The organism is Actinosynnema sp. (assembly GCF_052038725.1).
This window is the reverse complement of the sequence record NZ_JBQGCX010000815.1, coordinates 1-1,627: the sequence shown is the minus strand read 5'-3', so window position 1 is coordinate 1,627 and position 1,627 is coordinate 1. Positions and strand designations below refer to the sequence as shown.

Here is a 1,627-nt window from a genome sequence, read left to right as displayed (position 1 = left end):
AGCGTCCTGGACGGGGTGACGGGGCGGTTGGTGCCGCCGCGCGACCCGAGGGCGCTGGCGCTGGCGCTGCGGGCGCTGCTGGCGGACCGGACGCGGCGGGAGGCGTACGGGGAGGCCGGGGTGGACCGGGGCAGGGCCCGGTACTCGTGGGAGCGGGTCGCCGAGGAGACCGAGCGGGGGTACGCGCGGGCCGGGCTGGGGGCCGGGCTGGCCGGGGTGGGGTGAGGGTCAGGGGGCCGAGTGGCGGGCGGTGAGCTCGCCGTCGAACAGGCGCCACCAGAGGTCGTTCATCGCCGCCGCGGCGGGGGCGTGCCCGGTGATGAGCTTGGCCACGGGCGGGGGAACGCCGTGCGGGGTGGCGCCCTGCGCGTAGCGGCGCACGTGGGCGTTGCGGGTGGCCGGGTCCTCGGGCGCGTGGATCGTGGTCACCAGCCAGTTCACCAGGCGCGCAGCGGTGTGGTCGGCGTCGTAGCCCGCGTGGTGGCGGGCGAAGTCGCGCTCGGCCGGGGACAGGTCGTGGCGCGGGGAGAGGGCGAGGCCGAAGTCGGTGAGGTGGACGCGGCCTTCGGCCACGCGCAGGTTGCCGAAGTGGGCGTCCATGTGGAGCAGGCCGAGGCGGCGCAGGGACGTCGTGATGTCGGCGAGTTGACGCGCCAGTGCCTCGGCCTTGGCCAGGGGGTCGTCGCGGAGCCAGTCCTCCAGGGAGAGGGGGAGGTGCTCGGTGACCAGGACGAGGCTGCTCGGGGCCGCGGCGAGGGCTTCGAGGCGGGCGCGGGTGGCGGGGTCGTCGGCCGGGGCCCGGTCGGCGGTCAGCGGGGGCCCGCCGGGGAGGACGCGCCAGTGGTGCAGCAGCGGGAACGCGGTGGCCTCGCCCGCCAGGACGGCCCCGGTGACGCGCTCGGCGGCGTCCAGCTCGCGCCACGCGGAGAAGCTCGGGCCGCCGAGGCCGTACTGGTGGTGCAGGGGGAGGTCGAACAGGTTGGCGGTGGAGCGCGGGTGGGCGAGCTCGCGGGTGGTCAGGGGGACGCGCTTGGCGAACACCGGCGCGCCCGCCACGTCCAGGACCAGTGCCTCCCCGCCGACGCCGACGCCGATCCTCCCGGCCGCGGCGAGCCGGGCGGCGAGCTCCTCGTCGGGCAGGGCGGCGAGGGCGGCGGCGAGGGCGTGGTGGCGGGCGGTCCTGGTGGGCACGGGGTGATCGTGCCTGCGCGGGTCGAGCCCCCGGTCAGCGGGCGCAGCGCAGCGCCACGGCCCGCGCGACCCGGTCGTGGGCGGCCGGGGCGTCGTCCGGGTCGTGCGCGGGGACGGGGACCACGTCGACCAGCAGGTCCAGGTCCGCCAGGGGTTCCACCGGGTCGGCGCCGGGACCGGTGAGCAGCACCAGGCGGCCTGCCGCGACCTTCGCCTGGCCCTCCGCCGCCGGGCGCAGCGGGGCCGGGGTGGCGCGGTGCACGCAGGCGTCCAGGCGGTCGTGGCGCTCGTGGACGCCCTCCAGGAGCTCCAGCCACGCGTCGGCGTCGTGCGGGGGCAGCTCGACCAGCGTGGCCGGGCCGGGCCTGCCGGTCAGGACCAGGCGGGCCCGGTCGACGTCCACGTCCTTCGGCGGGAAGGTCACGACGACGTGCGC

The 1,627-nt window shown here is 78.3% G+C and carries 2 protein-coding genes and 1 pseudogene; 1 reads left to right on the top strand and 2 read right to left on the bottom strand.

Annotation, left to right across the window (positions count from 1 at the left end; translation table 11 throughout):
• Positions 1 to 225 (top strand): annotated as a pseudogene (locus ACTUAL_RS16805) (glycosyltransferase family 1 protein); the annotation flags it as partial.
• Between the two features lie 3 nt (positions 226 to 228).
• Here the strand turns inward: ACTUAL_RS16805 and ACTUAL_RS16800 are convergent.
• Positions 229 to 1,191, bottom strand: coding sequence for a serine/threonine protein phosphatase (locus ACTUAL_RS16800; protein ID WP_440900928.1), 963 nt, complete (start codon positions 1,189 to 1,191; stop codon positions 229 to 231).
• A gap of 34 nt (positions 1,192 to 1,225) precedes the next feature.
• Positions 1,226 to 1,627: hypothetical protein (locus ACTUAL_RS16795; RefSeq protein WP_440900927.1), on the bottom strand; the 402-nt coding region annotated here is incomplete at its 5' end.